23 protein-coding genes are annotated in these 26,750 nt (G+C 75.1%); 8 read left to right on the top strand and 15 right to left on the bottom strand.

The features are described 5' to 3' along the window. Positions 1–28 precede the first annotated feature (28 nt). From KG103_RS03070 to KG103_RS03045, 6 genes are all read right to left on the bottom strand, one after another. A complete protein-coding gene (locus KG103_RS03070; RefSeq protein ID WP_207340409.1) occupies positions 29–1,555 on the bottom strand; it encodes an alpha/beta hydrolase in 1,527 nt (508 codons plus the stop codon). A gap of 62 nt (positions 1,556–1,617) precedes the next feature. Continuing rightward, positions 1,618–2,754 (bottom strand): DNA polymerase III subunit delta', encoded by a 1,137-nt coding sequence (locus KG103_RS03065; RefSeq protein ID WP_207340408.1) that lies wholly within the window; start codon positions 2,752–2,754, stop codon positions 1,618–1,620. Then, a complete protein-coding gene (tmk, locus tag KG103_RS03060) occupies positions 2,751–3,461 on the bottom strand; it encodes a dTMP kinase (RefSeq protein ID WP_249670746.1) in 711 nt (236 codons plus the stop codon). Before tmk ends, KG103_RS03065 begins: the two co-directional genes overlap by 4 nt. Positions 3,462–3,542: 81 nt before the next feature. Continuing rightward, entirely contained in the window at positions 3,543–4,556 is a 1,014-nt protein-coding gene (locus tag KG103_RS03055; protein ID WP_207340407.1) for a Gfo/Idh/MocA family protein, read from the bottom strand. A gap of 122 nt (positions 4,557–4,678) precedes the next feature. Then, the gene (gene topA / locus KG103_RS03050) at positions 4,679–7,405 is read right to left on the bottom strand and encodes a type I DNA topoisomerase (RefSeq protein WP_207340406.1); all 2,727 of its coding nucleotides are present in this window, start codon (positions 7,403–7,405) and stop codon (positions 4,679–4,681) included. Between the two features lie 105 nt (positions 7,406–7,510). Further along, entirely contained in the window at positions 7,511–8,467 is a 957-nt protein-coding gene (locus KG103_RS03045) for a phosphatase PAP2 family protein (RefSeq protein WP_249670728.1), read from the bottom strand. 144 nt (positions 8,468–8,611) lie between these two features. Between KG103_RS03045 and KG103_RS03040 the strand changes: the two genes are divergently transcribed. Both KG103_RS03040 and KG103_RS03035 read left to right on the top strand, forming a co-directional pair. Beyond that, positions 8,612–9,364 (top strand): response regulator transcription factor, encoded by a 753-nt coding sequence (locus KG103_RS03040; RefSeq protein WP_278186663.1) that lies wholly within the window; start codon positions 8,612–8,614, stop codon positions 9,362–9,364. Between the two features lie 2 nt (positions 9,365–9,366). Beyond that, the gene (locus tag KG103_RS03035) at positions 9,367–10,959 is read left to right on the top strand and encodes a sensor histidine kinase (RefSeq protein WP_207340404.1); all 1,593 of its coding nucleotides are present in this window, start codon (positions 9,367–9,369) and stop codon (positions 10,957–10,959) included. A gap of 3 nt (positions 10,960–10,962) precedes the next feature. Here the strand turns inward: KG103_RS03035 and KG103_RS03030 are convergent, their stop codons facing one another. The 4 genes from KG103_RS03030 to KG103_RS03015 form a co-directional block, all read right to left on the bottom strand. After that, on the bottom strand, positions 10,963–11,721 hold the full coding sequence (locus tag KG103_RS03030; RefSeq protein WP_207340403.1) for a hypothetical protein: 759 nt from the start codon (positions 11,719–11,721) through the stop codon (positions 10,963–10,965). A gap of 64 nt (positions 11,722–11,785) precedes the next feature. After that, positions 11,786–13,432 (bottom strand): ABC transporter permease, encoded by a 1,647-nt coding sequence (locus KG103_RS03025; RefSeq protein ID WP_207800627.1) that lies wholly within the window; start codon positions 13,430–13,432, stop codon positions 11,786–11,788. Then, positions 13,429–14,349: an ABC transporter ATP-binding protein gene (locus KG103_RS03020; protein ID WP_207340402.1), complete on the bottom strand. Its 921-nt coding sequence runs from the start codon at positions 14,347–14,349 to the stop codon at positions 13,429–13,431. The genes KG103_RS03025 and KG103_RS03020 overlap by 4 nt, the downstream gene beginning before the upstream one ends. After that, positions 14,346–15,008: a TetR family transcriptional regulator gene (locus KG103_RS03015; protein WP_249670723.1), complete on the bottom strand. Its 663-nt coding sequence runs from the start codon at positions 15,006–15,008 to the stop codon at positions 14,346–14,348. Before KG103_RS03015 ends, KG103_RS03020 begins: the two co-directional genes overlap by 4 nt. 115 nt (positions 15,009–15,123) lie before the next feature. Here KG103_RS03015 and radA point away from each other — a divergent pair, with 115 nt between their 5' ends. Together radA and disA are read left to right on the top strand one after the other, a co-directional pair. After that, positions 15,124–16,545, top strand: coding sequence for a DNA repair protein RadA (radA, locus tag KG103_RS03010; protein ID WP_207340401.1), 1,422 nt, complete (start codon positions 15,124–15,126; stop codon positions 16,543–16,545). A 44-nt stretch (positions 16,546–16,589) separates the two neighbouring features. Further along, on the top strand, positions 16,590–17,663 hold the full coding sequence (gene disA / locus KG103_RS03005; protein ID WP_089800379.1) for a DNA integrity scanning diadenylate cyclase DisA: 1,074 nt from the start codon (positions 16,590–16,592) through the stop codon (positions 17,661–17,663). 26 nt (positions 17,664–17,689) lie between these two features. Here the strand turns inward: disA and KG103_RS03000 are convergent, their stop codons facing one another. Beyond that, a complete protein-coding gene (locus KG103_RS03000; protein WP_207340400.1) occupies positions 17,690–18,325 on the bottom strand; it encodes a hypothetical protein in 636 nt (211 codons plus the stop codon). Between the two features lie 202 nt (positions 18,326–18,527). On the opposite strand from KG103_RS03000, the gene KG103_RS02995 reads away from it, so the two are divergent. Continuing rightward, positions 18,528–19,472: an HhH-GPD family protein gene (locus KG103_RS02995; protein WP_207340399.1), complete on the top strand. Its 945-nt coding sequence runs from the start codon at positions 18,528–18,530 to the stop codon at positions 19,470–19,472. A 66-nt stretch (positions 19,473–19,538) separates the two neighbouring features. Here the strand turns inward: KG103_RS02995 and KG103_RS02990 are convergent, their stop codons facing one another. Both KG103_RS02990 and KG103_RS02985 read right to left on the bottom strand, forming a co-directional pair. Continuing rightward, on the bottom strand, positions 19,539–20,054 hold the full coding sequence (locus KG103_RS02990; RefSeq protein WP_207340398.1) for an amino-acid N-acetyltransferase: 516 nt from the start codon (positions 20,052–20,054) through the stop codon (positions 19,539–19,541). A 35-nt stretch (positions 20,055–20,089) separates the two neighbouring features. After that, complete coding sequence (locus KG103_RS02985) at positions 20,090–21,070, bottom strand: sugar-binding transcriptional regulator (protein ID WP_207340397.1); 981 nt, start codon at positions 21,068–21,070, stop codon at positions 20,090–20,092. A 178-nt stretch (positions 21,071–21,248) separates the two neighbouring features. On the opposite strand from KG103_RS02985, the gene KG103_RS02980 reads away from it, so the two are divergent. The 3 genes from KG103_RS02980 (at position 21,249) to glpK (ending at position 25,476) form a co-directional block, all read left to right on the top strand. Continuing rightward, a complete protein-coding gene (locus KG103_RS02980) occupies positions 21,249–23,060 on the top strand; it encodes a glycerol-3-phosphate dehydrogenase/oxidase (protein WP_207340396.1) in 1,812 nt (603 codons plus the stop codon). Between the two features lie 128 nt (positions 23,061–23,188). Continuing rightward, the gene (locus tag KG103_RS02975) at positions 23,189–23,914 is read left to right on the top strand and encodes an MIP/aquaporin family protein (protein ID WP_207340395.1); all 726 of its coding nucleotides are present in this window, start codon (positions 23,189–23,191) and stop codon (positions 23,912–23,914) included. 41 nt (positions 23,915–23,955) lie between these two features. Continuing rightward, a complete protein-coding gene (gene glpK, locus KG103_RS02970) occupies positions 23,956–25,476 on the top strand; it encodes a glycerol kinase GlpK (RefSeq protein WP_207340394.1) in 1,521 nt (506 codons plus the stop codon). A gap of 76 nt (positions 25,477–25,552) precedes the next feature. Here glpK and KG103_RS02965 read toward each other — a convergent pair whose 3' ends face one another. Continuing rightward, the gene (locus KG103_RS02965) at positions 25,553–26,197 is read right to left on the bottom strand and encodes an ANTAR domain-containing protein (RefSeq protein WP_207340393.1); all 645 of its coding nucleotides are present in this window, start codon (positions 26,195–26,197) and stop codon (positions 25,553–25,555) included. Further along, complete coding sequence (locus tag KG103_RS02960) at positions 26,194–26,541, bottom strand: STAS domain-containing protein (RefSeq protein WP_207340392.1); 348 nt, start codon at positions 26,539–26,541, stop codon at positions 26,194–26,196. The genes KG103_RS02965 and KG103_RS02960 overlap by 4 nt, the downstream gene beginning before the upstream one ends. Between the last annotated feature and the right edge of the window lie 209 nt (positions 26,542–26,750).

Here is a 26,750-nt window from a genome sequence, read left to right as displayed (position 1 = left end):
GTACCCGCCGCGCGCCCCGACACCAAAGTCAGCAGCGCGTCCCGTCGGCCGGCGCCTCACCGGTGAGCAGGTACGTGTCCACGGCGCCCTTGACGCACTGGTTCGAGCGCCCGTACGCGGTGTGCCCCTCGCCCTCGTAGGTGAGCAGCACGCCGGAGGACAGGATCCCCGCGAGCTGCTCGGCCCACGCGTACGGCGTCGCGGGGTCGTTCGTCGTGCCGATCACCAGGACGGGCGCGGCACCGTCCGCGGCGTACGACTCCAGCGCACCGACGGCGGGCACCGGCCACGCCTCGCACGCCACGCCGCCGTAGGAGAAGAACCGCCCGACCGTCGGGGCGACCTCCGCGACCTCCGCCGCGTCCGCGCGCATGTCGTCCGGGTCGGCCGACGGGCGGTCGTCCAGGCACAGGACGGCGGAGAACGCCTCGTTCTGGTTCGACGAGTACGTGCCGTCGGGGGCACGGCCGTAGTAGCTGTCGGCGAGCTGCAGCAGCACCGAGCCGTCGCCCTCCTCCATCGCCTTGGTCAGCGCCTGCGTGAGCAGCGGCCAGCTCGCCTGCGCGTACAGCGGCGCGGCGACGCCGCTGAACGCGAGCGCGAGGGTCAGCTCGCGCTCGGTGCCGGTGGGCAGCGGGTTCGCGGCGATCCGGTCGAACATGCGGGTGATCTGCGCCAGCCCGGCGTCCACGTCGCCGCCCAGGGGGCACGCGGCACCGGCCTGGCAGTCGGCCACGTACGCCCGCAGCGCACCCTCGAACCCGGCGGCCTGCCCGGCGGCCACCTCACCGGAGTCGAGCGTCGGGTTCATCGCACCGTCGAGCACCATGCGCCCGACGCGCTCGGGGAACAGCGCCGCGTACGTCGCGCCCAGCTCGGTGCCGTACGAGAACCCCAGGTACGTCAGGGCCTCGTCGCCCAGGGCGGCGCGCAGCACGTCCATGTCCCGCGCCGCGCTGATCGTGTCGACGTGCCCGAGCAGCGGGCCGGTGCGCTCCAGGCACGCCTGCCCGAACTCCCCGTTGCGCTCGACGGCCTGCGCGATCCCCTCGTCCGTCGAGAGGTCCGGCACCCACGACGTGAGGGCGTCGAGCTCCGCCGGCTCCACGCAGGTCACGGGCGACGAGTGCTGCACGCCCCGCGGGTCGAACGCCACCAGGTCGTACGCCGCGAGCACCTCGCGCGACACGACCTGCCGGAAGAACCCGAGGGTGTCGATGGCCGAACGTCCCGGACCCCCGGGGTTCACCAGCAGCGACCCGACGGGCTCGCCCGACGACGCGGGCACGCGGCGCAGCGCGACCGTGATGGTCTCCCCGTCCGGCTCCGACCAGTCGAGCGGCACCGTGGCGTCCGCGCACTGCTCGCTGCCGCAGGTCGTCCACTCCAGCACCTGGTCGTAGAAGCGCGCGAGCGCCGGGTCGGACGTCCCGGAGGTCGCGGCTGCGGCGGAGGTGGGGGCGGAGGCCTGGTGCTTCGGCGCGACGCATCCGGCGAGGCCGAGGGCGAGCAGGGCGACGAGGGCGCACCGGCGCAGGGTGGGTCGCGTCGGCATGCCACTACGGTAGCCGCCGGACAGGCGAGTCAGGCACGGTCCGCGGTGCCCGTCGTCGCGCGTCAGCCCTGCGGTCGCAGGGCGATCGCCATGGCCTCCACGGCGAGCAGCGGGGCGACGTTGCCCGCGAGTCGCGTGCGGGCCTGCCCGACGGCGTCCATGCGCCGCAGCGTCTGCTCCGGCGTGCTCCCGGCCGCCAGCGCCCGGACCTCCGCCTCCTGCTCCACGTTGACCAGGTCCACGCCGGCGCCGAGCTGCACCACGAGCACGTCGCGGTACAGCGAGAGCAGGTCCACCATCGCGCGGTCCAGGACGTCGCGCTGGGCGCGCGTCGCCCGCCGCTTCTGCTCCTCCTCCAGCTGGCGCACCTGCGCGCGCAGCGACGGCGGCAGCTGCTGGGCGCCGTCCGCGCCCATGCCGCGCAGCAGCTCGTTCCGCTCGGCGGCGTCCCGCTCCTCCGTGGCGGCCTTCGCGTCGGCCTGCGCGGTCTCGACGAGCTCGCCGGCGGCGAGCACCGCGTCGCCCACGCCGCGCACGCGCGACGCGAGGGACAGGACGGCCGCGCGGCGCTCGCGCGCCTGCGGGTCCCGCGCGAGCCGACGCGCGATGCCGATGTGGCTCTGGGCCGCGCGGGCCGCGACCTGCGCGACCCGCGGGTCGGCACCGTCGCGCCGCACCAGCAGCTCGGCGACCGCGTCGACCGGCGGCACCCGCAGCCCGACGGCCCGGCTGCGGGACCGGATCGTCACGAGCACGTCCTCCGGGCCCGGGGCGCACAGCAGCCACACGGTCCGCGGCGGAGGCTCCTCGATCGCCTTGAGCAGCACGTTCGCGCTCTGGTCGTTGAAGCGGTCGGCGTCCTCCACGACGATCACGCGCCACCGGCCCTGCGACGGCGACCGCTGCGCGAGCTCGACGAGCGGGCGCGTCGTGTCCACGCGGATGAACACGCCCTCGGTGGCGACGAGCGTGACGTCCGGGTGGGCGCCCGACAGCACGGTGGTGCAGGCGTGGCAGGTGCCGCACCCACCCGCCTCGCACTGGAGGGCGGCGGCGAAGGCCCGCGCGGCGTTGGAGCGGCCGGACCCCGGAGGGCCGGTGAGCAGCCACGCGTGGGTCATCGCGGAGGGGTCGGTCACCGCGCGGCGCAGCACGGCGACGGCCGGCTCCTGGCCGACCAGGTCGTCCCAGACGCTCACGCCACGCTCCCGGCCGCCGCACCGACGGGTCCCGCGCCGACGGGCGAGGCACCGAGCAGCGGCGCGATCCTGGCGCGCACCTGAGCGGCGACGACGTCGGCCGGCCGGGAGGCGTCGAGGACCAGCCAGCGTGCGGGGTCCGCCGCGGCGCGGGCCAGGAACGCCTCACGGGTGCGCCGGTGGAACTCGTCGCCCGCCGCCTCGAGCCGGTCCGGGTCGCCGGTCAGGCGCGCCAGCCCGATCGCCGGGTCCAGGTCGAGCAGGACGGTGACGTGCGGCAGCAGCCCCTGCACGGCCCACAGCGAGAGCTGCTCCACCTCGTCCGCGCCGAGCCCACGCCCGGTGCCCTGGTAGGCCACGGAGGAGTCGAGGTACCGGTCGGTGAGCACCACGGCACCGCGCGCGAGAGCCGGGCGCACCAGCGAGGCCACGTGGTGCGCGCGGTCGGCGGCGTACAGCAGCGCCTCCGTGCGCGGGTCGAGGTCCTCGCCGTGCAGCACGGCGCGGCGCAGCTCCAGCCCCAGCGGCGTGCCCCCGGGCTCCCGGGTCACGACGACCTCGCGCCCCAGCGTCGTCAGGTGGTGCCCCAGCAGGGCGACCTGCGTGGACTTGCCGACACCGTCGCCGCCCTCGAAGGACACGAACACCCCGGGCGGCACCCCGTCGCCGGGTGCCGGGTCGGGGCGGGGGGCGCGGTCGGTGCTCACGCGGTCAGGCTAGCCGCCGGCGCCCACAGCGCCGCACCGCGCCCCGACCGCACGGGCCGACGGAGCTCCGCCCCCGCGGGGTCAGGCGACCTGCTCCCCCGGATACGTCACGCCGACCTGCCGGCGCACCTCGTCCATCGTCGTCAGCACGTCCAGCGTGCCCTGCCAGGTCATCAGCGGGCTCTCGGTGTCCCCGGCGGCGACGCGGCGGGCCACCTCGGCCGCCTCGTACTGCAGGCCGCGGGCCGCGGGCTGGTCGAACGTCCACTCCCGGCCGTCGCGGCGCGCCAGGCGGAACGACGTCGGCGCGTAGAACGGGCCGGCCACCCGGATGTAGCCCTCGGTGCCGGAGATCGACGACGTGGTCGGCGTCTTCGACCACAGCGTGGTGTTCAGCGTCGCCTGCCGGCCCTCGCCGTAGTCGAGGATCATCGAGACCTGCCCGTCGACGCCCGTCTCCGTCAGCTGCCCGAACGCGTGCACGGCGGTGGGCACCCCGAGGAAGTCGTGCGCCCACGACACCGGGTACACGCCGAGGTCGAGCAGGGCGCCGCCGGCGAGCGCCGGGTCGTACAGGCGGCTGGCCGGGTCGAACGGGAAGTACTGCCCGTGGTCGGCGCGGATGTTGACGATGTCGCCGATCTCACCGGCCTCGATGACCTGGCGCAGCGCGGCGACGTGCGGCAGGAACCGCGTCCACATCGCCTCCATCACGAAGACGCCGGCGGCGCGAGCGGCGTCGAAGACCTCCTGCGCCTCGGCGACGTTGCGCGTGAACGACTTCTCCACCAGCACGTGCTTGCCGGCCCGGATCGCCAGCAGCGCGTGCTCGCGGTGCTCGGAGTGCGGGGTGGCCACGTAGACCGCGTCGACCTGCGGGTCCTCGACGAGGTCCCGGTAGCCGACGTGCGTCGTGGGGATGCCGTGCGCGGTGGCGAACCGCTCGGCGCGGTCACGGTGCCGCGAGCCGACCGCCACGAGCTGCGCGCGCGTGAACTCGCGCACGGAGTGGGCGAACTGGCTGGCGATGCCGCCGGCGCCGATGATGCCCCAGCGGATCGGCGGGGCGTTGCGGGGGTCCTCGGTGCGAGCCATGCCGTCAAACCTAGTGCCCGACGGCGACACCCGGCAGGCCGTACCTGCACGCCGCGCCGGTGCCGCGCGGCATCACCCGCCGGACGCCGCGGCACCGGATGCCGGGGCACCCGGCCGGACGGTCAGCCCTTGGCGGCGGACTTCTTCCGTGCGGGCGCCTTGCGGGTCGTCGTGCGCTTCTTGGCCGGTCCGGCCGCGCGCTTCTCCGCCAGCAGCTCCACGGCCTGCTCGGGGGTGATCGACTCCGGGGTGACGTCACGCGGCAGGGTCCGGTTGGTCTCGCCGTCGGTGACGTACGCGCCGAACCGGCCGTCCTTGACGACGATCGGCTTGCCGCTCGTCGGGTCGGTGCCCAGCTCGCGCAGCGGCGGGGTCGCCGTCTGCCCGCGCCCCCGCTTGGGCTGCGCGTAGATCGCGAGCGCCTCGTCGAGGGTGATGTCGAAGAGCTGCTCCTCCGACGCCAGCGTCCGCGAGTCCGTGCCCTTCTTCAGGTACGGGCCGTAGCGGCCGTTCTGCGCGGTGATCTCGGCGCCCGACTCGGGGTCGACGCCGACCACGCGCGGCAGCGACAGCAGCCGCAGCGCGTCGTCGAGGGTCACGGTGGCCAGCGACATCGAGGAGAACAGCGAGCCGGTGCGCGGCTTGGGGGCCGCGGCCAGCGCCTTCTTGCGGGCGGCGGCGGACAGGCCCGGGTCCAGCTCGGGCTCCGGCAGCACCTCGGTCACGTACGGCCCGTAGCGGCCGTTGCGCGCGACGACCTGGTGACCGGTCGCCGGGTCGGTGCCCAGCACCTTGTCGCCGTCGGGCATGGTCTCGAGCAGCTCGCGCGCCTTGTCGACCGTGAGCTCGTCGGGGGCCAGGTCGTCCGGCACGGAGGCCCGACGCGGGTCGGCGTCCGGCCCGTCGCCGGGCGCCTCGAGGTACGGCCCGTACCGCCCGACGCGCAGCGTGATGCCGTCGCCGATGTCGATGGAGTTGACCTCGCGCGCGTCGATCTCGCCGAGGTTGTCGACGAGCCCGCGCAGGCCGCCGGTCTCGACGGAGTCGGACCGGTCACCGAAGTAGAACTGCTCCAGCCAGTCGACGCGCTCCTTCTGGCCCGCGGCGATGGCGTCGAGGTCCTCCTCCATGCCGGCCGTGAAGTTGTAGTCCACCAGCCGGTCGAAGTTCTCCTCGAGCAGCCGCGTGACGGCGAACGCGAGCCACGTCGGCACCAGCGCCTGCCCGCGGTTGGTGACGTACCCGCGGTCCTGGATGACACCGATCGTCGCGGCGTACGTCGAGGGGCGGCCGATGCCGCGCTCCTCGAGCGCCTTGACCAGCGACGCCTCGGTGAAGCGCGGCGGCGGGGACGTGCGGTGGCCGTCGGCCGTGAGCCCGGACGCGTCGACCGCGTCGCCCTGCGCCATCTGCGGCAACCGGGCGTCGTCCTTGCCCGCGGCGCCACCGCCCTCGGACTCGTCGTACCGGCCGCGGTCGCGGCCCTCCTCGTAGGCCGCGAGGAAGCCGCGGAACGTGATGACCGTGCCGGACGCGGAGAACACCGTCTCCACCGGGCCGTCGGCGGGGGTGGCGGTGGCCGCCAGGCGCACCGACGCCGTCTGGCCACGGGCGTCGGCCATCTGCGAGGCGACCGTGCGCTTCCAGATCAGCTCGTAGAGCTTGAACTGGTCGCCGGACAGCTCACGCGCGACCTGGGCCGGGGTGCGGAAGTGGTCACCCGCGGGGCGGATGGCCTCGTGCGCCTCCTGCGCGCCCTTGGCCTTCGACGTGTACACGCGCGGCTTGTCGGGCACGTACTCCGAGCCGTACAGCTCGGCCACCTGCCGGCGCGCGGCGTCGACCGCCTGCGTGGACAGCGCGGGCGAGTCGGTCCGCATGTAGGTGATGTAGCCGTTCTCGTACAGCGACTGCGCGGTGCGCATGGCCTGCCGCGAGCTCATGCGCAGCTTGCGCGACGCCTCCTGCTGCAGGGTCGACGTGGTGAACGGCGCTGCCGGGCGACGGGTGTACGGCTTGGTCTCCAGGGACTGCACCGTGAACGCGGCGCCCTCGAGCCCGGCGACCAGCGCGGTCGCCCGCGCCTCGTCGAGCGCGACCGCGTCGCGGGACTTCAGCCCGCCGCGGTCGTCGAAGTCACGGCCGGACGCGACGCGCGCCCCGCCCACACCGGTCAGGCGTGCGACGAACGTCGGCTCGGCGTCGTCGGCCACGGCGAACGTGCCGGTCACGTCCCAGTAGTCGGCCGCGACGAACGCCATGCGCTCGCGCTCGCGCTCCACGACCAGGCGCGTCGCCACCGACTGCACGCGGCCGGCGGACAGGCCCTGGCGGACCTTGCGCCACAGCACGGGGCTGACCTCGTAGCCGTACAACCGGTCGAGGATGCGCCGCGTCTCCTGCGCGTCGACGAGGCGCTCGTCGAGCTCGCGGGTGTTCTCCAGCGCGCGGGCGATCGCCTCGCGCGTGATCTCGTGGAACACCATGCGCTTGACGGGGATCTTCGGCTTCAGCTCGGCCAGCAGGTGCCACGCGATGGCCTCGCCCTCGCGGTCCTCATCGGTGGCGAGGTAGAGCTCGTCGGACTCCTTGAGGAGCTTCTTGAGCTCGGCGACCTTCTTCTTCTTGTCCGCGTCGACGACGTAGTACGGCACGAACCCGTTCTCGACGTCGACGGCGAACTTGCCGTACGGACCCTTCTTCATGTCCGCGGGCAGCTCGGAGGGCTGCGGCAGGTCCCGGATGTGCCCGACCGACGCCTCCACGTCGTACCCGTCGCCGAGGTACCCGGCGATCGTGCGCGCCTTCGCGGGCGACTCCACGATGACGAGCTTGCGACCTGCAGACATCTGAACGGCCTTCCGTGCCGAGGGGTGTGAACGACGATCTCGTGGCGGCCGTGGGCGCGCCACGACGCGTGGACACCGCTTCCGAGGGGACTCTACGTCCTGGCGTCAACCCGGAGCCGACGTCGTCTCGTCCCGCGAACCGGCGGCGTGCCGCAGCACGAGCATCGCCGCGAACGTCAGGCAGCACGCCGCGACGACCCCCGCCACGCCCCCACCGTAGGCCAGCAGCTCGTGGGCCCGGTCCGCGACCCCGGCCCGGTACGCCCACGTGCGGGTCAGGAGCAGGCCGGCCACCGCACCGGCCGCCGCGCCCAGGACGGCGAGCCCCAGCGCGGTGCGCCGCGTGCGCTGCCACCACGGGTCTCCGGCGCCCACCCGCGGCAGGGTCGACGTCGCGGTCGGCGTGACACCGGGCCGGGCCGCCATGGCACCGCAGACCAGGGCCGTCCAGCCGAGCACGACGAGCGTGCCCGCCACCACGTCCGACGGCCGGTGCCACTGCCCCACGAGCGTCGAGACCCCGGTCAGCGCCGTGTACCCGGCGCCGAGCAGCGCGACGACGGGCCGGGCGCGGGGCGGCGCGACCAGCAGCAGCGCCGCCGCCACGGACCCCGCCGCGGTGGTGTGGCCGCTGGGCAGCGTGTTGCCGTAGTCGGCACCGACGCCCAGCAGGGGGCGGTCCAGCACCACGTGCTTGACGAGCCGCGTGGTGAGGTTGGCCCCGCCGACGAGCACCGCGACCTGCACCGCCAGCGACAGCCGACGGCGTACCAGGGCGACGACGGCCGCCCCGAGCAGGCCGCCGGCGACGAAGCCGACGGACACGACGTCGAGCACCGGCTCGGCGACGGCCCACAGCCGGCCCTGGCCGAACGCCGCGCCGTCGAGCGCCGCGTCCTCGACGCGCTGCCCGGCCCACGTGTCGACGAACGACCGCCACAGCAGCCACACGCCCACGGCGCACGCGACGGCCACGGCACCGCAGGCGACCACGACCCCGCCGCGCGCCTGCGGCCGACGCCGCTGGTCCGGGACCACCCGGACGACAGGACCCTCGTGCACCGTCACACGGTAGGCCACCCGGGGGACCTCGGGTGACCGCCCGGAGGACGCCCTCCCGCGGCGCGGGTCGGGGCCCGCGCCCGGCTCAGCGAACTCACAGGGACGCTCCAGCCGCACCACAGGGCGGTCGCACAGCCTGGTCACATGACGACGACAGCATCCGCCACGCACCCGTCGCACCGGCCCGACGCCCTGGCGCGCGCCGACGGGTCACCGATCCGTGCGCTGGTGGTCGACGACGAGACGAACCTCGCCGAGCTCCTGTGCACCGCGCTGCGCTACGAGGGCTGGCAGACCGAGCAGGCGCACACCGGCCACCAGGCCGTCCGCAAGGCCCGCACGCTCGACCCCGACGTGATCCTGCTCGACGTGATGCTCCCCGACATGTCAGGGCTCGACGTCCTGCGGCGCATCCGGCAGACCCACCCCACGGTCCCGGTCCTGTTCCTCACCGCGCGCGACGCGGTCGAGGACCGCGTGGCGGGCCTCACGGCCGGCGGCGACGACTACGTGACCAAGCCGTTCAGCCTCGAGGAGGTCGTGGCGCGCCTGCGCGCCCTGCTGCGCCGGGCCGGGGCGGTCGCGCAGCGCGAGGACTCCGTGCTCGTGGTCGGCGACCTGCGCATGGACGAGGACAGCCACGAGGTGTGGCGCGGCGACGACGCGATCCGCCTCACCGCCACCGAGTTCGAGCTGCTGCGCTACTTCATGCGCAACCCGCGCCGCGTGCTGAGCAAGGCCCAGATCCTCGACCGGGTCTGGCAGTACGACTTCGGCGGGCAGGCGAACATCGTCGAGCTGTACGTGTCCTACCTGCGGCGCAAGATCGACAAGGGCCGCGAGCCGATGCTGCACACGCTGCGGGGTGTGGGGTACGTGCTGCGCCCGGCGTCCTGACGATGACGCCGTCCCCGGGCACCGGCCGGCGGTGGCCGCTGCGGCGCCGCCTCGTGGCCGTCGTGCTGGGGCTCGTGCTCCTGGTGGGCGTGGTGACGGGCGTCGTGTCGACCGTCGCGCTGCGCGGCTCCCTGCTCGCGCAGGTGGACGAGCGGACCGTGGCCGCGGCGCAGCGTGCCGTCCGTGCGACGCAGGCGTCCCCGTTCCCCGACGACCCCGCCGACGGACGCGGCGAGGACACCGCCCCGGGCGCGGACGACGGGCGCGTCGAGGGCGGTCGGGAGCGGGGCCGCCGCGGCGAGCGGCCACCCTCGCTGGACGCCCCCGGCCAGGACGTCGGGACCGTGAGCCTGGTGGTCGGCGACGGGACGACGCGCGCGCAGTACCTGGACACCGACGCCTCGTTCGTCGACCTGACCGAGGCGCAGGTCGACGCGCTGCTCGACGTGCCGGCGGACGGCCGCGTGCACCCCGTGACGCTGGACGGGCTGGGACCGCACCGGGCGGTGGCGCTGCGCACGGACGACGGCGAGCTGGTGGTCACCGCGCTGCCGTCCGCCGGCGTGGAGGCGACCGTGCGGCGGTACGTGGCCGTCGAGGTGCTGGCGGCCGCGGGGGCGCTGCTGGTGGCGGGCGTCGGCGGGTCGCTGCTGGTGCGCCGGGAGCTGGAGCCGCTGACGCGCATGGCCGCGACCGCCACCCGCGTGGCCGAGCAGCCCCTGGGACGCGGGGAGGTCGCGATCACCGCGCGCGTCGACGAGCGCGACACCGACCCCTCCACGGAGGTCGGGCAGGTCGGCGCCGCGCTCAACCGGATGCTCGGGCACGTCGAGCGCGCCCTGGCCGAGCGGCAGGAGTCCGAGCAGCAGGTGCGCCGGTTCGTCGCCGACGCGAGCCACGAGCTGCGCACACCCCTCGCGTCGATCCGCGGCTACACCGAGCTGGTGCGCCGCTCCCCCGAGGAGCTGCCCGCGGACGCCCGGGCCGCGCTCGCACGCGTGGAGTCCGAGGCCACGCGCATGAGCGCGCTGGTCGACGACCTGCTGCTGCTCGCGCGCCTCGACGCGGGCCGACCCCTGGAGCGCGCACCGGTGGACCTCGCGGCGCTGGCCGTCGACGCGGTGGCCGACGCGCACGTCGCGGGCCCGGAGCACGTGTGGCGCCTGGACCTGCCGGGGCAGGGCGACGAGAGCGTGCAGGGCGACCCGGACGTGCCGGACGACGAGGTCGGGACCCTGACGGTGCTCGGCGACGACCACCGGCTGCGCCAGGTGCTGGGCAACCTCACGTCCAACGCACGCCGGCACACCCCGGCCGGGACGCACGTGACCGTCGCGGTCCGCCGCGACGGCGACGACGTCGTGGTGTCCGTGACCGACGACGGACCGGGCGTGCCGCCCGAGCTGCGCGACCGGCTGTTCGAGCGGTTCGCGCGCGGCGACGAGTCCCGCAACCGCGCGGCGGGGTCGACGGGCCTGGGGCTCGCGATCGCCCGCGCCGTGGTCACCGCCCACGGCGGCACGCTGACGTGCGAGAGCGCGCCGGGACGCACGTCGTTCGTCGTGCGCGTGCCGGCTGCCGACGTCGGCCGGTAGCGGCTACAGCCCGTAGGCCGCGTACGCGTCGAGCACGTCGGCCAGGGGCGCCGTGAGCCGGAACACCGCGGTGGCGTTCTGCCAGACCGCCACCCCGGTGCCGTCGCCCGCGTCGACGACCGTGAACGTCCCGACGGGCTCGCCGCCGACCGTGACCTCACCCGTCTGCGGCAGGTCGGGCGCGTCGGCCTGCGCCGGCTCGGTCGACGTCGCGGTGTCCGCGGCGGCGCCGGGCAGCGTCGCGGTGAGGCCCTGCAGGAACGTCGTGGCGTCCTGCGCGGTCTCGAGCTGGGCGGCGCGGACCGTGAGCGTGCCGCCGTCGCCGTCGGTGAAGGTCTCGGTGTACGCCTCCAGCGCGCCCGCGCCGAGCCACTCGGCGTCGTCCTGCGACGACTCCAGCGCGTACTGCAGCACCGAGGCGGGCAGCGCCGACGCGAACGCCGTGGTCGCGGGGCGCGCGACGGGCGCGACGGCCGGCGTCGGGAGCGGCAGCACGACGGTCTCGGCGGGCGCCGGCTCGTCCGCGCCGCGGTCACCGAAGACCGCGACGGCGCCGGCCACGAGGCCGGCCACGACGAGCACCGCCACGCCGATGATCGCGGGCAGCATCCAGCGCGGCCGCCCGCCCGGTGCACCGTCGCCGGGACCGTCGTCACCGACGACGGGGCCGGGCACGCCCTGCGGCGTCACGGCCGGTCGGTGCGTCGGTCCCGTGGCCCCCGGCACCCACTGGGGCTGCCCGGGTCGTCCCGTGTCGCTCATGCGCCGAAGTCTCCTCGTGTCGCGTGGTCGGCCGCTGCCGAGCCACGCGCAGCCTACCGAGCGCTCAGCCGTCGACGTCGCGCCGCCGCGCCCCGGCGAGGCCCGCCACGACCAGCAGCGCCGCGACCGCCGTCACGAGGAGGACCGCAGGCCAGTCCATCGGCGCGGCCGGCAGCGCCGGCAGGTGGGTGAACGGGGACAGCGCGTCGACGCCGTCCGGCAGCAGCTCGCCGAACAGCCCGACCGTCCCGACGTACGCGACGTACAGCCACACGGCACCGGTCGCCCGCGGCAGCAGGCCGAGCAGGGCCGTCGCGACGCCGAGGACGAGCAGGACACCGGGCACCGTCACGGCGGCCGCGCCGAGCAGCCGACCGACCTGTGACGCGTCGTCGAGCGTGGAGGCCGCGCCCGCCCCCATCACGACCCCGGCGAGCAGCAGCATCACCGTCGCGGCGACGGCCGCGAGACCGACCTGCGCGCCCAGCCAGCGCACGCGCGACACCGGCAGCGCGAGGAGCCCGGCGGCGCGGCCGGAGCGCTCCTCGGCGCGCGCCGCGCCGACCGCGGTGCCGACGTACGCGGCCGCGACGACCGCGATGAACACCACGTACAGGCCGAACGCCGCCGCGACCGCGTCGTCGACGTCACCGAGGATCACGGCCAGCTCCGACCCCTCGGCCACGAAGTCGACGACCGCCGACGCCAGCAGCCCGATCAACGCACCCGTCCCCACGACGCCCGCGCCCCAGGCGAGCACCGACGTGCGCTGGCGGCGCCACGTGAGCCCGACGAGCCCGCCGACGCGCCCGCGCGCCGGGCCGAGCCGTTCCGGCAGCAGACCCGTGCCCAGGTCACGCCGCCGCACGAGCACGGCCGCGACCCCCACGTTCACGGCGACCGCCGCGACGCCCACCGCGAGCGGCCACCACCGGTCGAGCGTGTACGGCGCGGTCGCCTGCGACCAGCCGAACGGCGACAGCCACGTCCACACGCTCGTGCTGCGCGGCCCCTGCACGTCGCCGACCGCGCGCAGCACGAACGCGAGCCCGAGCAGCGCCATGCCGATCGCGCTCGACGTCCGGGCGTGCGTCGTCAGCTGCGCGGCCACCGCCGTCGCGGACGCCAGCACGAGCGCGACGACCACGACGGACGCGACCATCAGCACCGAGCCGCCCGGGTCGAGGTCGGTGGTGAGCAGCGCGACGAGCAGCAGCGCACCGACGACGAGCACACCCGTCGCCGCGGCCAGGAGCCCCGCGACGACCGGTGCCGCCCGGCCCACCGGCTGGGACCGGACGATCTCGAGCCGCCCGTCCTCCTCCGGGGCGCGCAGGTGCCGGGACACCGCGAGCACCCCCATGATCCCCACGGGCAGCATCAGCCACAGCGCCAGCTCGTTGGCCGTCATCGCGCCCAGCGTGTAGTCGTCGAGCCCGAAGCCCGGGCCCGCGAGCGCCGTGGCGGCGGGTGACGCGATGAGCGCGGCACGTGCCTCGCGCTCGCCGGGGGGCGCGTAGAGCTCCGCGAGCGCGACGACCGAGACCTGCGTCATCCCCGCCACCGCGACCGCCCAGATGCCGGTCGTCCAGCGGTCGGTGCGCAGCGCCAGCCGCAGCAGCCGGCCCGTGCCCGCGAGCGGGCCGTGGGGCGTCGTCCGCCGCGGGCCCGACCGTGCGGCGGTCGCGCGCCGCACCGCCGTCGTCGTCACCGCTCCCCCACCCCGAGCGTCGCGAGCTCGTCGCCGTACTCCCGCAGGAACACGTCCTCGAGCGTCGGTGGGTGCGCGACGACCGAGCGCACACCGTGCGCGGCCAGGGTCGCGAGCACCGCGTCGAGCGCGACCCCGTCCGCGGCGAGCGTGACGTGCGCGTCGTCGGCCCGCAGGTGGTGCACGCCGTCGAGCGCGGTCAGCGCGTCGCGCGCCCCGGGGACGTCCGCGAGGCGGGCGACGACGGTCGTGCGCGTCAGCCCGCGCAGGTCGTCCAGCGTGCCCGTGCTCACGGCACGGCCGCGCCGGATGATCGTCACGCGGTCCGCGAGCGCCTCGACCTCGGCGAGCACGTGGCTCGACAGGAGCACCGTGCGGCCCTGTGCGGCGGACTCGCGCACGACCTCCTGGAACACCGCACCCATGAGCGGGTCGAGACCCGAGGTCGGCTCGTCCATGAGGAGCAGCTCGACGTCGGCCGCGAGCGCCGCGACCAGCGCGACCTTCTGCCGGTTGCCCTTCGAGTACGCCCGGGCCCGCACGCGTGTGTCGAGCTCGAACCGCTCGACGAGCGCGTCACGGCGGTGCGGGTCCAGCCCGCCGCGCAGCCGGCCCAGCAGGTCGATCGTCTCGCCGCCCGTCAGCTGCGGCCACAGCGTCACGTCGCCCGGCACGTACGCGAGGCGGCGGTGCAGTGCGACCGGGTCGCGCCACGGGTCGCCGCCCAGCAGCACCGCCTCGCCCCCGTCGGCCCGCAGCAGGCCCAGCAGCACGCGGATCGTCGTGGACTTGCCGGCTCCGTTGGGCCCGAGGAAGCCGTGCACCTCCCCCGTGCGCACGTGCAGGTCGAGGCCGTCCAGCGCGCGCGTGCGGCCGAACGTCTTGACCAGGCCCTGGACCGCGATCGCGTCCGTCATGGCTGCTCCCGGGTGGCGGGGACGGCGCCCTCCCCGGCGCGCCACGCGTCGAGGTAGGCCGAGTCGGTGAGCAGGCCGTGCGTGAAGATCTCCAGCCCGGCCTGCATGGACGTGGTGGTGATGTGGGCGAGCGCCGCCGCCGGGTCCGTGGTCGGCGACGGTGCGCGGCCCGCGGCCGCCTCGAGCTGCGCGAGCAGCAGCAGCCCGAGCTGCCCGGCGACGACGTAGCGGGCGCGCCCCTGCGGGTCGGACGTGGGGCGCACGGCACCCGTGCGCTCGCCGTGCTCGAGGTAGGCGACCGTGTCCGCGACGAGCCCGTCGACGAACGCCGCCGCCCCGGGCCCGCCGTCGAGGACGACGCGCACGAGGTACGCGACCAGCGGCGCGTACTGCTCCGTGCCGGCGAGCTCGGCCATGACGTCGCCCGCCGGGCGGTCCAGCGCGTCGGACTTCACGGCCCGCAGCTCGTCGTGCACGTACCGGTCGCAGGCCGCGCGCAGACCGTCCTTGGACCCGAAGTGGTGCAGCACGAGCGCGGGGCTCACGCCGGCGTCGGCGGCGACCTGCCGCAGGCCGACGCCGAACCCGTCGCGCCCGAAGCGCAGCATCGCCGCGTCACGGATCCGCGCGCGGGCGGTGAGGTCGTCGACTGATCGCACGTTCAGCAGACTAAACGTACGTTCAGCCGTCCACAACCCCCTGCCCCCGACAGGTCGGCGCACCCCGTGCGCGTGGCCGACGCCGGTGTCGGTGGCGGCACGTACCGTGCGTCCCGTGAGCCAGACGACCACGCGACGCGCCCGACCCGGGACCGAGCGCGCCACCGAGCGCCCCGGGTTCCGCTGCACCGAGTGCGGGTGGACCACCACCAAGTGGGTGGGACGGTGCGGCGAGTGCCAGGAGTGGGGCTCGGTGGTCGAGGACGCCGGCCCCGGCTCCGGCGGGCCGCGCACCGTCGCCGTCGCACCGACCCGCAACCCGGCCCGCCCCATCGAGGAGATCGACGTCGAGGCGGCCGCCGCCCGTCCGACGGGCGTCGAGGAGCTCGACCGCGTGCTCGGCGGCGGGCTCGTGCCCGGTGCCGTCGTGCTGCTGGCGGGCGAGCCCGGTGTGGGCAAGTCGACGCTGCTGCTGGACGTCGCGGCCCGTGCCGCGCGCACGGGCCGGCGCGTCCTGTACGTCACCGGCGAGGAGTCGGCGGCGCAGGTGCGGCTGCGCGCGGGCCGGATCCACGCGCTGGCGCCGTCGCTGCTGCTCGCCTCGGAGACGGACCTGGGCACCGTGCTGGGCCACGTCGAGAGCGTCGACCCCGACCTGCTGGTGCTGGACTCGGTGCAGACCTTCACGTCCGCCCAGGTCGAGGGGGCGCCCGGCGGCGTGTCCCAGGTGCGCGAGGTCACGGCCGCGCTGATCGCCGCCGCCAAGTCCCGTGCGCTGCCGGTGGTGCTCGTCGGTCACGTCACCAAGGACGGCTCGGTGGCCGGCCCGCGCACGCTCGAGCACCTGGTCGACGTCGTCTGCCAGTTCGAGGGTGAGCGGCACTCCCGGCTGCGGCTGCTGCGCGCCACCAAGAACCGGTACGGACCGACCGACGAGGTCGGGTGCTTCGACCTCTCCGAGCACGGGATCGTCGGGCTGGCCGACCCGTCCGGGCTGTTCACGTCCCGGCTCGTCAGCGACGTGCCCGGCACCTGCCTCACCGTGACGCTCGAGGGCCGACGGCCGCTGGCGGCCGAGGTCCAGGCCCTGGTGGCGCCCAGCGTGGTGCCCAACCCGCGGCGCACCACCAGCGGCGTGGACGGCAGCCGCCTGGCCATGGTCCTGGCCGTGCTGCAGCGACGCCTCGGCGCGCGGCTGGCCGACCAGGACGTGTACGTCTCGACGGTCGGCGGCGCGCGGGTCGTCGAGCCCGCCGCGGACCTGGCGCTCGCGCTGGCCGCCGTCAGCGGACGGGAGAACGTGCCCGTGCACGCCGGTCTCGTGGCGATCGGCGAGGTGGGGCTGGCCGGCGAGATCCGCCCGGTCCCCGGCGTCGGACGCCGCCTCGCGGAGGCCGCCCGCCTGGGCTGCCTGCGCGCGGTCGTCCCCGCCGGGACGCTCGCGGAGGTGGCCGTGCCGGACGGTCTGCGCGTCGTCGAGGCCCCGGACCTGGCCGCCGCCGTGCTGGCCGGGCTCGCCCCCGCCGCCGACGCGTGAGCACGGGCTCGGACAACACGTCACGCCACCGATACGATTCGCACGTGCCCCACTCGCACCAGGAGGACCTGCTGAGGTCCACGCTCGCCGCTGTCGCCCCCGGATCGGAGCTCCGCGACGGCCTCGAGCGGATCCTGCGCGGCCGCACGGGGGCGCTGATCGTCCTCGGGATGGACCCCACCGTGGAGTCGCTGTGCTCCGGGGGGTTCGTGCTCGACGTCGAGTTCTCCGCCACCCGCCTGCGCGAGCTGGCCAAGATGGACGGTGCGGTGGTCATCGACCCGGTGCGCGACCGGATCGTGCGGGCGGCGGTGCAGCTGCTGCCGGACCCCTCGATCCAGACGTCCGAGTCCGGCACCCGGCACCGCACCGCGGAGCGGGTCGCCAAGCAGACCGGCCTGCCGGTCATCTCGGTATCCGCGTCCATGCGGATCGTCGCCCTGTACGTCGGGGCGCAGCGCTACGTGCTCGAGGACTCCACGACGATCCTGTCGCGCGCCAACCAGGCCCTCGCCACGCTCGAGCGCTACAAGGCCCGCCTGGACGAGGTCAGCGGCACGCTGTCCGCGCTCGAGATCGAGGACCTCGTCACCGTCCGTGACGTGTCCGCGGTCGTCCAGCGCCTCGAGATGGTCCGCCGCATCTCCGACGAGATCGCCGGCTACGTGGTGGAGCTCGGCACCGACGGCCGCCTGCTGACCCTGCAGCTCGACGAGCTGGTCGGCGGCGTCGGCACGGAGCGCGAGCTCGTCATCCGCGACTACGTGGACACGTCCCGTCGCACCGTCGAGACGGTCCCGGGCGCGCTGGCCGAGCTCGACTCGACGCAGCTGCTGGACATCGCGCACATCGCGCGCGTCCTCGGGCTGCCGGGCGGCGGTGAGGAGCTCGACGCCGCCGTCGGACCCCGCGGCTACCGGCTGCTGTCGAAGGTGCCGCGGCTGCCCGGCCCGGTCGTCGACCGGCTGGTCGGGCACTTCGGCGGGCTGCAGAAGCTCCTGGCCGCCACGATCGACGACCTCATGGCGGTCGACGGCGTGGGCGAGCAGCGTGCACGCTCCGTCCGCGAGGGCCTGTCGCGGCTCGCGGAGTCGAGCATCCTCGAGCGCTACGTCTGACCCGAGCGCTCCGTCCGACCCGAGCCTCAGCCCAGGCCGAACACCGCCGGCGGTGAGGTCGCGCCGGCCGCCGTCAGGGTGACCGAGTAGGTCCCGTCCCCCGGGTCCGGCAGACCGCCCGCGCAGCCGGCGGCGGACCGCTCGCGCGGCCACACCAGCTGGGTGACGTCCGACTGCCCCCCGGCGAGCAGCAGGGTCCGGGGCGGGGCGTCGGCTGCGGCGCAGTCGCGGCTCGACCACACGCGGTCGTCGCCGGAGGTGATGAGGACCTCCCGCTGCGCCTCGCCGACGTCGACGAGGCACGGCTCGGACCCGGAGTTGGTGACCCCGACCTCGAAGGTGGGGTCGACCCCCGCGGGGAACGCCTCGGCACCGGGGGTGATCGCCAGGACGAGCTGCTCCGGCGCGCAGTCGGGCACGCCGGGCTCGTCGGCGGGCGGCGTCGTGGGCGCGGCCTGCGGCGCCGCGGAGGTGGGCGCGGCGGCGGGCTCACCGTCACCGCCGCGGCCCGTCAGCCAGACGACGAGCAGCACGATCAGCAGGACCGGCAGCCCGAGCACCACGAACCGCCGGATCCAGAACACCCGGGCGGGGGGCCGCGGCGGCGGCACCGGACGCGCGGGCCGGGGTGCGCGGCCCGCCGGGGGCGTCCGGTCGTTCATGCAGGACCTCCGAAGGTGGGCGCCGCGCGCGGGCTGGCTGTGCGCGACCACGGTACGAGGCCACCGCGGCGTACGCCGCCCGACGCGCTGCACGACGCGCTCCACGCCGCGCCGACGCGCCGCAGACCGACGCCCGCCCCGCGCGCCTCGCCGCGGGACCGGGGCGAGTTGGCGCACCCGCCGGGCACGGGCACCATGAGGCGTGCCCGTCGCTCAGCAGACACCGCCCCCGGCGACCGACGCACCGGACGCGTCCGTCCGCGCGGACGTGGTCGCCTGGTTCGACCGGCACGCGCGCGACCTGCCGTGGCGCGCCGCGGACCGCACCGCGTGGGGTGTGCTCGTCAGCGAGGTGATGCTGCAGCAGACCCCGGTGGTGCGGGTGGAGCCGGCGTGGCGGGCCTGGCTCGAGCGGTGGCCGTCGCCCGCGGACCTGGCCGCCGCGCCCACGGCGGACGTGCTGCGCGCCTGGGACCGGCTGGGCTACCCGCGCCGTGCGCTGCGCCTGCAGGAGTGCGCCCGGGCGGTCGTCGAGCGCCACGGCGGCGTCGTGCCGGACGACGAGACCGCGCTGCTCGCCCTGCCGGGCGTCGGGGCGTACACGGCGGCGGCGGTGCGCGCGTTCGCGTTCGGCCGCCGGTCGGTGGTGCTGGACACCAACGTGCGCCGGGTGCTGGCCCGCGTCGCGGCGGGCGAGGCGCTGCCGGCGCCCGCGCAGACGGCGGCCGAGGTCCGCCGTGCGGCCGCGTGGGTGCCGGACGACGACGCCGCGGCGGCACGCTGGTCGGCGGCGTCGATGGAGCTGGGGGCGCTGGTCTGCACGGCCCGCACGCCGCGGTGCGCCGCGTGCCCGGTGGCGGACCGGTGCCGGTGGCTCGCCGCCGGCCGACCGGCGGACGCGCACGCCCACCGACGCCGGACGCAGGCGTGGGCGGGCACGGACCGGCAGGTGCGTGGCCGGGTGATGGCACTGCTGCGGGAGGCCCTCGCGCCGGTGCCGCACGACGCGCTGGCCGCGGTGTGGCCGGACGCCGCCCAGCTGGCCCGCTGCGTCGACGCGCTCGTCGCGGACGGCCTGGTGACGCGGGACCCGGCGCCGGGCGAGGACCCGGACCCGGCGGCGGCCACCTACCGGCTGCCGCACTGACCCGGCGCGGCACCACCCGCGCCGGCCTCGCCGCGGCACCGGCCGCGCCGTCGCGACCCCGGTGGGTCAGAGCTCCAGGAGCATGCGCGTGTTGCCGAGGGTGTTGGGCTTCACGCGCGCCAGGTCGAGGAACTCGGCGATCCCGTCGTCGTGGGAGCGGAGCAGCTCGACGTACACGTCGGGCGGCACGGGCGTGCCGTCGATCTCGCGGAACCCGTGGCGGGCGAAGAAGTCGACCTCGAACGTCAGGCAGAACACGCGCCGCAGCCCGAGCCGGCGCGCACGGTCCAGCAGCGCGTCGACCAGCAGGTGCCCGACGGCACGGCCGCGGTGCTCCGGCGCCACCGCGAGGGTCCGGATCTCCGCGAGGTCCTCCCACATGACGTGCAGCGCCCCGCACCCGACCAGGTCGCCGCCGGCGACGGGACGCGCCACGAGGAACTCCTGCACGGCCTCGTAGTAGCCCACCCACTCCTTGGCGATGAGGATGCGCTCACGGGTGTAGGGCTCGACCAGGCGGTGGATCGCGCGGACGTCGGACGGCAGGGCGGGGGCGATCTCGACGGAGGCGGTGGTGCTCACGCGCACAACCTACGCACGGACGTGCACCCGCGCCGTCAGCGGGGCCGTCCGGGCGCGCGGCCGGCGACGGCCTCGACCAGCGCGGTGGCGGTCACCTCGTCGACCACGAGGTCCGTGACGACCCGGGCGTGCAGGGCCGCGAGCAGCGGCGCCACCTTGTTGTCACCGGCGACGACGCACACGCGGCGCGGGATCCGCTGCAGCTCGGCGGGGGTGGGCCCGGTGGCGCGGCTGTTGAGCGAGACGTCCTCCCAGGAGCCGTCGCCCCGCAGGAAGACGGTGCACACGTCGCCGACCACGCCCTCGTCGTGCAGGCGCCGCACGTCCGCGTCGTCGAGGTAGCCCGCGGAGTACACGTGCGACGGCACCGCGCCGGCGACGGCACCGGTGGAGAACACCGCGATGTCGGCACGGCGCTGCATGTCCAGCACCCGGCGGACCGAGCGCTCGCGCCACATGGCGGCCTTGGTGTCGGGGTAGTCGAAGAACGCGGGCACCGAGAAGTGGTGCACGGCGGCCGCGAACGCCGAGCCGAACGACGAGATGAGGTCCGAGGCGTACTCGACGCCGGACGTGCGCATGTTGGCGGCCCCGTTGAGCTGGACGACCGCGGAGCCGCGGGTGGGCTTGGGGGCGAGGTACCGCGAGACGGCCGCGAGCGTGGTGCCCCAGGCGATGCCCATGACCATGTCGGAGTCGAACCACGAGCCGATCAGACGTGCGGCCGTCATGGCGACCTGGTCGAGCCGCTCCACCGAGCCGGCGGAGTCCGGCACGGGCACGACGTAGGTGTCGATGCCGAACGCGGCGGAGATCGAGCGGCCCAGGCCGGGCGCACGGGTGCTGGAGGGTCGCAGCGTGATCTCGACGAGCCCCGTCTCCCGCGCCCGCTTGAGCAGCCGCGACACGGTGGACCGCGACGTGCCCAGGTGCCGGGCGATGACCTCCATCTTGAGGTCCTGCAGGTAGTACATCGAGGCCGCGCGCAGCACGTCCTGCTCCCGCTCGACGAACACGCGGCACCACCCTCCGTCGGGCACGACACGCGAGTCCCCGAGGCTGCACGTTCGTGCATTCGAGTTGCGCGTCCGTTCTGTACGTGATGACCATATCGGCGACGCACCCGGCGAGCGAGGGGGCCCCCGCCGGGAGCCGCGACCACCGAGCCACGGCTCCACCGGGAGGGACCGCCACATGAGGACCGCACCGCTGACCGCCCAGGGCCGGCAGGACGCACTGGGCGCACTGCGCCGCAGCTCCGAGGTGGGTCAGGAGCTCGACGTCCTCGTCGTCGGCGGGGGCGTCACCGGCGCCGGCATCGCCCTCGACGCCGTGACGCGCGGCCTGTCCACGGCGATCGTCGAGGGCCAGGACTGGGCCTCGGGGACGTCGAGCCGCTCGAGCAAGCTCGTCCACGGGGGCCTGCGCTACCTGCAGATGCTCGACTTCCACCTGGTCCGCGAGGCCCTGACGGAGCGCGACCTGCTCATCACGCGCCTCGCCCCGCACCTGGTCAAGCCCGTGAGCTTCCTGTACCCGCTGGAGAACCGCGTGTGGGAGCGGGCGTACGTGGGCGCGGGGGTCGCGCTGTACGACACGCTGGCCTCGGTCTCCGGCAGCCACCGCGCCATGCCGATGCACCGCCACCTCACCCGCAAGGGCATGGAGCGGCTGTTCCCCGACCTGCGCCACGACGCCGCGATCGGAGCCGTGCGGTACTGGGACGCGAGCGTGGACGACGCCCGCCTGGTCGAGACGCTCGTGCGCACGGCCGTCAGCTACGGCGCGCACGCCGCGTCCCGCACGCAGGTCGTCGACCTGCAGACCACGACCGGCGGCGCCGTGACCGGTGCCGAGGTGGTGGACCTGGAGACGGGCGACCGGATCGACGTGCGCGCGCGCCACGTCATCAACGCGACCGGCGTGTGGACCGAGCAGACGGAGTCGCTGGCGGGCAGCGAGGGCGGCCTGCGGGTGCTGGCCTCCAAGGGGATCCACATCGTCGTCCCGCGCAAGCGGATCGAGGGCAACACGGGCCTGATCCTGCAGACCGAGAAGTCGGTGCTGTTCATCATCCCGTGGTCCCGCTACTGGGTGATCGGCACCACGGACACCCCGTGGGAGCAGGAGCTCACGCACCCCGTCGCCACCAGCGCCGACATCGACTACGTCATCGAGCACGCCAACCAGGTGCTCTCACGGCCCCTGACCCGTGAGGACGTCATCGGGACGTGGGCGGGCCTGCGCCCGCTGCTGCAGCCGGGGACCAAGGAGGGCACGTCGTCGGCGAAGGTGTCGCGCGAGCACACCGTCGCCTCCCCGACGCCCGGCCTCACGGTCGTCGCGGGCGGCAAGCTGACGACGTACCGGGTCATGGCCAAGGACGCGGTCGACTTCGCGCTCGGCTCGCGGGCGACGACGCTGCCGTCGATCACGCAGGACGTGCCGCTGGTCGGTGCCGAGGGGCTCAAGGTCGTGCAGCGCCAGGCCCGCGCGATCGGCGCCCGCTACGGCTGGGACCGTCCGCGCATGGACCACCTGCTGCACCGGTACGGCTCCCTGCTGCAGGAGCTCACCGACCTGTGCGACGAGCGGCCCGAGCTGGCGCAGCCGTTGCAGCACGCGCCGGCGTACATCGGTGCGGAGATCGTCTACGCGGCGAGCCACGAGGGTGCGCTGCACCTGGACGACGTGCTCATGCACCGCACCCGCCTGAACTACGAGCAGGCCGACCGGGGCGTCGGCGCCCTCGACGAGATCGCCGACCTGCTGGCACCCCTGCTCGGGTGGGACGACGCGACCCGCCGCCGCGAGATCGAGGCGTACCGCGCCCGCGCGGAGGCGGAGGAGGCCGCCGCCGCGCAGCCCGACGACGCCACCGCCGAGGCGGTCCGCCTGAAGGCGCCCGACCTGGCGCCGCTTCTCCCGCTGGGTGAGGACGCCGACCCCGGAACCAAGCCCGGCTCGCCGGCCGGCCGCGGCGCGTCCGGCCCGGCGGGCACCTGAGGCACCGGTGGTGCGGGGCACCGCCGCCCCGCACCACCGGCCCGCCGCACCCGTGCGGCGACGTGAGGCCCCGGCGGTGACCCGCGTGACAACGACGTCGACGAGAGAGGTCTGAAGTGGACTACACGATGGTTGATGCGTTCTGGTCGGAGACCATCGGCACCGCGATCCTGATCCTGCTGGGCGCGGGGGTCGTGGCCAACGCGATCCTCCCGCGCACCAAGGGGTTCGGCGGCGGCTGGCTGATGATCAACTTCGGGTGGGGCCTGGCGGTGTTCGCCGGCGTGTACGCCGCGTACAAGTCCGGTGCGCACCTGAATCCCGCCGTCACGATCGGCATCTGGGCGGCCGGTCGCGAGGAGTTCGCGCCGGGCATCCCGGTCACCGCGCTCAACGGCGTGCTGTACGTGACGGCGCAGATGCTCGGCGCGGCCGTCGGTGCCGGCCTGGCGTACCTGGCGTACAAGAAGCACTTCGACCAGGACGCCGACCCCGCCGTCAAGCTGGGCGTGTTCTCGACCGGCCCCGAGCTGCGCTCGTACGGCTGGAACTTCCTCACCGAGGTCGTCGCGACCTTCGTCCTCATCTTCTTCGTGCTCGCGTTCGGTGAGACGCCCGCGGAGATCGGCCCGCTGGCCGTGGCGCTGGTCGTCGTCGGCATCGGCGCGAGCCTCGGCGGCCCCACCGGCTACGCGATCAACCCCGCGCGTGACCTCGGGCCGCGCATCGCCCACGCGCTGCTGCCCATCAAGGGCAAGGGCTCGTCCGACTGGGCCTACGCGTGGGTGCCGATCGCCGGCCCGCTCCTCGGCGGCGTGCTCGCGGGCCTCCTGGCACGCGTCTACGTCGGCTGACCCGACCACCTCGAACGACCGTCCCGACGAAAGGCTCCCCGATGACCGACCAGTACGTCCTGGCGATCGACCAGGGCACCACCTCGACCCGCGCGATGATCTTCGACCACGGCGCGAACGTCGTCGCCGTGGGCCAGAAGGAGCACGAGCAGATCTTCCCGAAGGCCGGGTGGGTCGAGCACGACGCGAAGGAGATCTGGACCAACGTCCGCGAGGTCGTCGGCCAGGCGCTGGGCCGCGCGAGCCTCACGCACGAGGAGATGGCCGCCGTCGGCATCACCAACCAGCGTGAGACGGCGGTCGTGTGGGACCGCGAGACCGGTGAGCCGGTGTACAACGCGATCGTCTGGCAGGACACCCGCACGCAGAAGATCTGCGACGAGCTCGCGGCCCTGGGCGGCGGCGCCGAGCGCTACAAGGACCGCGTCGGCCTGCCGCTGGCCACGTACTTCTCCGGCCCCAAGATCCGGTGGATCCTCGACAACGTCGAGGGCGCGCGGGAGAAGGCCGAGGCGGGCCGGCTCGCGTTCGGCAACACCGACTCCTGGATCCTGTGGAACATGACGGGCGGCACCCGCGGCGGGATCCACGTCACGGACCCGACGAACGCGTCCCGCACCATGCTCATGAACATCGACTCGCTCACGTGGAACGAGGAGATCGCGGGTGAGATGGGCATCCCGGTGTCGATGCTGCCCGAGATCCGCTCGTCGTCCGAGGTGTACGGCGCGGGCCGCAAGGGTGGCCTGCTTCCCGGTGTGCCGATCGCCGGCATCCTCGGCGACCAGCAGGCGGCGACGTTCGGGCAGGCGTGCTTCGAGGTGGGCCACGCCAAGAACACGTACGGCACCGGCAACTTCATGCTCATCAACACCGGCACCGAGCCGATCGCGTCGAAGAACGGCCTGCTCACCACGGTCTGCTACAAGATCGGCGACCGCGACACCGTGTACGCGCTCGAGGGCTCGATCGCGGTGACGGGCTCCCTGGTGCAGTGGCTGCGCGACAACCTGGGGATCATCTCCTCGGCCCCCGAGGTCGAGAAGCTGGCCGCGAGCGTCGAGGACAACGGCGGTGCGTACTTCGTCCCCGCGTTCTCCGGCCTGTTCGCCCCGTACTGGCGGTCCGACGCGCGTGGTGCGCTCGTCGGTCTGACGCGCTACGTCACCAAGGCGCACATCGCCCGGGCCGCGCTGGAGGCCACCGCCTTCCAGACCCGGGAGGTCCTCGACGCGATGAACGCCGACTCGGGCGTCGACCTCACCGAGCTGAAGGTCGACGGCGGCATGGTCGCCAACGACGCGCTCATGCAGTTCCAGGCCGACATCCTCGGCGTGCCGGTGGTCCGTCCGAAGATCGCCGAGACCACCGCGCTGGGAGCCGCGTACGCGGCGGGCATCGCGGTCGGCTACTGGTCCGGGGAGCAGGACGTCATCGACAACTGGTCGGAGGACAAGCGCTGGGAGCCCGCCATGGCGGACGACGAGCGCGACCGGCAGTACCGGCTGTGGAAGAAGGCCGTGACGAAGTCGTTCGACTGGGTGGACGACGACGTGCGCTGACGCGTCCGACGCGGCACGACCCCGGTGACCGACCCGGCGCCGGGGCCGTGCCGCGCCGGGGGCACCCGTGCCGACGTCAGGTCCGGCGGTTGCCGGCCTCCTGCTGGTCGGACGCGGGAACGCCGACGTGCTTGCGCGGCTGGAACGGGGTGCCGCTGACGGGGCGGGTCCCGGCCGCCTGGGCGACGACCCGCGTGGCGACCTCGCTCAGCTTCTCGTCGCGGCGCTGCGCCGTGGTCCGCAGCACCTCGAGCGCCCGCTCAGGGGAGCAGCGGCGGTGGGCGACGACGACCCCGATCGCCTGGTCGATGACCTCGCGGCTGCGCATGGCCGCCGTCAGGTCGGCGACGTCCTGGCGCAGGTCGTCCGCGTCCGCCCGGTCGGCGATCATGCCGGACAGCACCCCGGCGGTCACGCGCAGGTCGTCGGTGACGTCGGACCAGTCCACCGTGCCGGAGGTCCGGACGGCGACGCAGGTGGTGCCGTGCCGCACGGCGGTGGACACCGGCCCGACGGTCCCCGGCTCCGGCCACGGCACGTCCGGCGCCACGGAGCCGGGCGTCGAGACGACGTGAGGGGGGCGCCCGGCCACCTCGGCGACGACACGGAGGTCGACGCCACGGCGCAGCTCGTGCTCGAGGACGCGGCGCAGGAGGGCGAGCACCACCAGCATCCCCGGCGGGACGACGGCGGTCGCCGCGCCCGGCGCGACGGCCGTCATGAGGACATCGACATGCGACTGCCGTCGCGGTGCAGGACGGAACCGAGCCCCAGCACGTCGAGCAGGCGGGCGACCACGGCAGGGACGTCACGCACTCCGTACCCCACCCCGCTCTCCACGCAGATGCGCTCGCACTGCAGGAGGAAGGCGATGCCGGGGGCGCCGAGCAGGCGAACCTCGGCGAGGTCGACGACGACCGGGAGACCCGCCTCGGCGATCTCGGCGAGCGCGTCGCGGGCCTCGTCGCGCAGCGAGATGTCGATCTCGCCGCTGAGGTGCACGACGACAGCCGTGCTGTCGCGCCGGACGGTGATGGAGCTGGTGCTGGGCGTGTGGCTGGACATGTGGCTCGCCCCCAAAGGCGCTTGCCTGGCACCCCGGGAAACCCCGGGATGACCGTGCACGCCATGGGCTGGTGCCCTACCTCACACGACGACGCCCCGTGCACCTTCCACTGTCTCACGTATCCGGGCGAACCGACACAGGCCGGGCATCTCGCAGCTCACGTAGGCGTGCGCCAGGCGGACCACGCCGAGGGCGGGCACCGTGATCC

Source organism: Cellulomonas wangleii, from assembly GCF_018388445.1.
Classification (GTDB): Bacteria; Actinomycetota; Actinomycetes; order Actinomycetales; family Cellulomonadaceae; genus Cellulomonas; species Cellulomonas wangleii.
Note: the sequence above shows the minus strand (reverse complement) of the source record. Positions and strands in the feature narration are given on the sequence as shown.

Bases quoted from the DNA above. Each gene is read 5' to 3' on its own strand.
- KG103_RS03070 (WP_207340409.1), bottom strand. From the start codon at position 1,555: ATGCCGACGCGACCCACCCTGCGCCGGTGCGCCCTCGTCGCCCTGCTC.
- KG103_RS02975 (WP_207340395.1), top strand. From the start codon at position 23,189: ATGGTTGATGCGTTCTGGTCGGAGACCATCGGCACCGCGATCCTGATC.
- KG103_RS02960 (WP_207340392.1), bottom strand. From the start codon at position 26,541: ATGTCCAGCCACACGCCCAGCACCAGCTCCATCACCGTCCGGCGCGAC.
- topA (WP_207340406.1), bottom strand. From the start codon at position 7,405: ATGTCTGCAGGTCGCAAGCTCGTCATCGTGGAGTCGCCCGCGAAGGCG.
- KG103_RS03055 (WP_207340407.1), bottom strand. From the start codon at position 4,556: ATGGCTCGCACCGAGGACCCCCGCAACGCCCCGCCGATCCGCTGGGGC.
- KG103_RS02965 (WP_207340393.1), bottom strand. From the start codon at position 26,197: ATGACGGCCGTCGCGCCGGGCGCGGCGACCGCCGTCGTCCCGCCGGGG.
- KG103_RS02980 (WP_207340396.1), top strand. From the start codon at position 21,249: ATGAGGACCGCACCGCTGACCGCCCAGGGCCGGCAGGACGCACTGGGC.
- KG103_RS03035 (WP_207340404.1), top strand. From the start codon at position 9,367: ATGACGCCGTCCCCGGGCACCGGCCGGCGGTGGCCGCTGCGGCGCCGC.
- KG103_RS03030 (WP_207340403.1), bottom strand. From the start codon at position 11,721: ATGAGCGACACGGGACGACCCGGGCAGCCCCAGTGGGTGCCGGGGGCC.
- glpK (WP_207340394.1), top strand. From the start codon at position 23,956: ATGACCGACCAGTACGTCCTGGCGATCGACCAGGGCACCACCTCGACC.
- KG103_RS03020 (WP_207340402.1), bottom strand. From the start codon at position 14,349: ATGACGGACGCGATCGCGGTCCAGGGCCTGGTCAAGACGTTCGGCCGC.
- KG103_RS03040 (WP_278186663.1), top strand. From the start codon at position 8,612: ATGACGACGACAGCATCCGCCACGCACCCGTCGCACCGGCCCGACGCC.
- KG103_RS03000 (WP_207340400.1), bottom strand. From the start codon at position 18,325: ATGAACGACCGGACGCCCCCGGCGGGCCGCGCACCCCGGCCCGCGCGT.